The 4,757-nt window shown below is 34.7% G+C and carries 4 protein-coding genes; 2 read left to right on the forward strand and 2 right to left on the reverse strand.

Features of this window, described 5'->3' with window-relative positions; genetic code table 11:
• Both ABIQ28_RS15545 and ABIQ28_RS15550 read right to left on the reverse strand, forming a co-directional pair.
• A partial coding sequence (locus ABIQ28_RS15545; RefSeq protein WP_348038971.1) for a transcription termination/antitermination NusG family protein occupies nucleotides 1-133 on the reverse strand: 133 nt, incomplete at its 3' end.
• A gap of 244 nt (nucleotides 134-377) precedes the next feature.
• Nucleotides 378-518, reverse strand: coding sequence for a hypothetical protein (locus tag ABIQ28_RS15550; RefSeq protein WP_348038965.1), 141 nt, complete (start codon nucleotides 516-518; stop codon nucleotides 378-380).
• Nucleotides 519-873: 355 nt separating this feature from the next.
• Here ABIQ28_RS15550 and ABIQ28_RS15555 point away from each other — a divergent pair, with 355 nt between their 5' ends.
• Together ABIQ28_RS15555 and ABIQ28_RS15560 are read left to right on the forward strand one after the other, a co-directional pair.
• Nucleotides 874-3,078, forward strand: coding sequence for a T9SS type A sorting domain-containing protein (locus tag ABIQ28_RS15555; protein ID WP_348038967.1), 2,205 nt, complete (start codon nucleotides 874-876; stop codon nucleotides 3,076-3,078).
• Between the two features lie 886 nt (nucleotides 3,079-3,964).
• Complete coding sequence (locus ABIQ28_RS15560; protein ID WP_348038969.1) at nucleotides 3,965-4,531, forward strand: hypothetical protein; 567 nt, start codon at nucleotides 3,965-3,967, stop codon at nucleotides 4,529-4,531.
• Nucleotides 4,532-4,757: the final 226 nt, after the last annotated feature.

Below are 4,757 nucleotides of genomic sequence, written 5' to 3' on the forward strand. Positions count from 1 at the left end.
CTTTCTTTTTACGGTCGCTCCATTGTCTGACTTCTACTCGGGTTGGACAACACACTTCAAAACCATATGCAATAAGTCTTTCTGCAACTTTAAGTTCGTATTTAGGTTTTGTAATGAGCACGTACCAGGCCATGGAGGTTGTTTTTTTTTAGATTATGTTGATTTCCAAAGATAGGAAACTGTCTGTAAAAATAGGGATCCTAATGTTATCGAAAATTAGCATTCCTAATAATAACATATTGATTTAAAGTCTATGAGTTTCCAACCTGCACTTTTTCTAAATGTAAAAAGACACACATTGATTATAAAATGTGGAAATTACTTTTGAATTATTTAGATATTTTAAGCTTTAAAAATAATACTCCCGAAATTGCTGACTACCCTAAATATACTTGCACAATAATCAAGATGCCTCCAGTAGACTTAAAATCCACTGCAAAGAAGATTAATGCCAATACGGCAGCATAGAACTCGGTCACTTTAACATCATTTAATGAAGCCCATATGAGTCTAACCATAAATGGCTTTATCAAACAAATGTTTTACTGAACACTTAAATCACGAGCAGTTTTGGTAAGGAATTTTTTAAGTTCAGAGAATCATTCTAACAATTACCTTCCCTGTAGAATTAAGAAGTGCGTAACAGAAACACAAAAAAGCGAAACTGTTAATAAAAACCACCATTTCCATTACAAATCCAATCATTTGATTAAATTGAAAATGATTGCGTTTTTTTATTTGGTAGCATAACGTATTTTTGTAAAAATATAATGGAGTCCTATTTTTCAGTATTAATGAATTAAACTAAAAAACTTATCTTATCGTTAACCATTACACTTATATGAAATTGATTAATTCGTTATAAAAGTCCTAATGAAAAGTAGCATTACAATAATATTTGCTTTACTCATATCCTTACCAATTATTGGTCAAGATATTGCAGCTTTCTCAGGTACCAAAACACCTGCGGCGGTAACTATTCCTAATATGACCAGTGAACCACTATCAAGAGGGCCAGGATTAACGGTTGGCAGTGGACCAACCTTTAATAGTGGCAACTGGACTACTAGTGCAAAGTTGGATACCAATCATTATATCCAATGGTCCGTTACGGCGGCAGCTGGCTATATCATAAATATTACTGAATTACAAATTAACTATGATAGAGACCCTGACGGAATGTCTCACTTCTTTACTGGAAACGGGCCTGCAAAAATCAAAATAAGAACAAGCTTGGATAATTTTAAATCGGACATTTATTCCAATGAAAAAGTAAGCAACTCAGGTCAATCACCTATCATTAAAACAACACTCTACTCTGAACCAGGCGGAACCATAACCTTTAGACTGTATGGCTATTCTGCAAATATTGGTATGCTTGGCCCACTTGGAAATTTGGATATAGAAGGTGGTTTAGGGAAAGTGCTTGGACTAGACAATACAGGCATCCGTGTGGCAGGGAATCTCACTTACGACGGTTTACTTTACAGTAATGGCAAATGGTCTCCGCACGCTCCTAACGCTCAAACCGGCAACAAAAACACTTTAATTTTAAACGGAATTTATACTGAGGCGAGCAATGTAAAAGTGAGAAACTTAAAGGTCAGTGCGGAAGCAGGTATTATTATCCAAAAAACAGGTTCTATTACAGTCAACGGAGATTTAGAAACATCAAATAACCTAACTTTAAAATCTGATTCAGACGATTATTCGAGCTTGATTGTCAAAGGTGAGGTTACAGGAACCGCCAAATATCAGCGTGAAGTACAAACCAAAAATGTTATGGGCGTAACACGTAACGAGGTCCTCATTTCAGCACCTTTAACTGGAGAATCGTTTAAAGCGTTCCGTGCAGCAAATCCAAATATTTTGAGCAATTCCATGAACTCTTTGTTTTTATTTGGACCTTTTAATAAAATCACCGGCACATTTAGCCAATATACCAATACCGAAAAGGATGTATTTAAAGCCGCTAATGGATATAAAGCAACCTCTACGAACAATGGCAGTTTTACATTTACAGGCATGGTTAACACTAACGAAATTAAGAAAAACATTCTAAATTCAGGACCCGCTTATGCCGAATGGAACTTGATAGGAAACCCATACCCTTCATATATCAAATTATCAGAATTTCTAAACGCCAATAATCCTCAATTAGCGCCAACGTCAGCTGGTATTTATGTGTATGATCCGAAAATTTCAAATGGATGGATCGTACAAAACTTAGCCTATCTTACGCTCCATCCAAATACAAAAATAAAACCTGGTCAAGGTTTTATGATGGCTTCCAAAACAGGAGGAGGGACGATATCATTTACGCCTTCTATGCGCACAACAGGCAAAACGGACAATTTCAAGGTTAACACAGATACTATAGCTAAAAATGTAGGGTTTTTGAAGCTCAATCTCAGCAGCGGAATTCTAAACTACAGCACAGAATTCTATTTTAACGACCTATCCACACGAGGATTAGATCCAGGGTATGATGCGGGAGTTTATGGAAGCCAAACCCCAGATTTCGCAATTTATTCACACTTGGTAGAAAACAATTCTGGACTTGACCTAGCCATCCAATCGCTTCCATATACCAACCTTTTAAGTACAACCATCATTCCTTTAGGAGTCAATGCATCTGCCGATCAAAAGATTACATTAAGTATTGCAGACGCCATTATACCAGAAGAAACTGAAGTGTACTTAGAAGATAGACTGACCAATAACTTCACATTGTTAAACTCAAACAATTATACGTTCTTTACAAATTCTAAGACCTCTAAAACAGGGCGATTCTTTTTACATTTGACAAATTCAACCTTAACATTTGGTAGCAATGGCAAGAACTTACCAGAAATTTTTGCGACCAATGGCTCCCATATTTTGCATGTTAAAGGATTGATTGAGCCAAATTCAATTGTTTCAATTTATAATTTACAAGGGCGTTTAATGTTAAGCGTTCAGCTCGATAATAATTCTAAGAACAATCAAATAAATATATCTACTATAAAGAGCGGCATGTACCTTGTTAAATTTAGAGCAGGTTCCTTAGAAAAGGTCAAGAAAATATTTATTAAATAAGACCTTCAGTTAACGACATCCAACATCTAAAATGCAAATGCTAATAAAAAAAATAAAGTCTAATCAGTTGATTTATTTAACGTTATTCTCTAAAATGCGCTATTCTTTTTATATCCTGCACCTAATTAATCCCTCAGAGCACCTGAACGGATGATCGGAGATATAGACATCTTAGTAGCACCGAACCAACTGCAAAAAGCCTTTGACATTTTCACTAAATGTGGTTATAATGAAACGGTCGACTTTAATTATGAACAAAAGAACTTTCGACACCAGGCTAGGTAAATTTCAAAACAAAAGTATGGAGCCATTGAACTTCACTGTGACGTCTTAATTTATAAATACAAACATCTCATTATTAATAAGGAAGTGCTTATAAATTAGCGAATTATCAATGGTATTGCTATTCTATCAATAGTAGATTCCATTAAGATTGCCATCTTAGCGCTACAAATTAACGATAAAGCCCATCGTATGGGACATCTGAGTTTTAAGACCACTTATGACTCCCTTACATTAAAAAATACAGCCAACAATCTCTGGCAAATAGATTTTCATGTTGAGGAACATGAACAATCATTTCTCAATGTGTCAAGGGTTTTCTTTAAAGAATTTGCACCCCACAAACCCTGTTTTTATTCAACATGTCTAAAATATTATTTTGTTTTTAGGCTTCATAATCCAAAATTAGGGCATTTGATTTATTCATTATTGAACACCATTCAGAATATTCAAGAGCGAATCTCATTAATTGTTCTTAATAAAAGCTACAGAACGCTTATCTTAAAGAACAAAATACTAAGAAAGAAAAATTAATCTTTGAAAAACTTTATCGGAAGACTTTGTATTTCAGAAGTAAAGCCCTATTTTTGAACAAAGTTTTTTTATGAAAAAGTTTTTTATATGTCTGTTTATATTCGCTATAGGACACACTGTTAACGCTCAAAGATTTCACAGGTTTCAGAGCGATTGGAAAGTTAGCGTAGGTGTTAACGCCGTTGGTAGTTTAGGAACCCGAAATCCTTTTAAAAAACTAGGAGACTTTGCCTTCCAATTCCCACTAGCGGTTGCCATTGAACATCAATGGTCTGAGCAATTTGCTTTAGAGCAAGATATTACACTCAATGGTTTTAAGACTGGAACAACTTTGGATACTGGAACGTTAAGTGAAAAACTAACTTATTTTTCTACAAACACCAATCTCAAATGGTATTTTGCAGACTACCTTTTTGACGTGGAATACTTTGATTTATATCTAAGTGGTGGTTTAGGAATATTTTACATGGATGAAATAAATACATCCTCAAACCTTTCTGCTGGAGCACAATATTGGTTTAATGAAAACATTGCAGTACGACTTCAATCTACTGCAAAATTTGCTACCAACCCAAAGGACCATCTATACGCCAATAATCATTTTCAATACGTCTTACAAGTCGTTTTCCGTTTGTAAGTTTTTATAAGACAACAATACCAAATGGCCAACACTTTAATAAAGTGTTGGCCATTTTGTTTTTAAAACACTGAGTAGCTAGTGTAGATTGACAACTATGGTTTTTAAAGTTTGACAATAGAATTAAGACCGCTTCGCTTTTAGAATCTAGAACCAAGACTTTTGACGTAAGAAAGTAGAACCTATGGTTCTTAAAGTTTAACAAGAGAATTAAGACCGCTTCGCT

Origin of the sequence: Gelidibacter sp. (assembly GCF_039916245.1) — a bacterium.
Taxonomy (GTDB): domain Bacteria; phylum Bacteroidota; class Bacteroidia; order Flavobacteriales; family Flavobacteriaceae; genus Gelidibacter.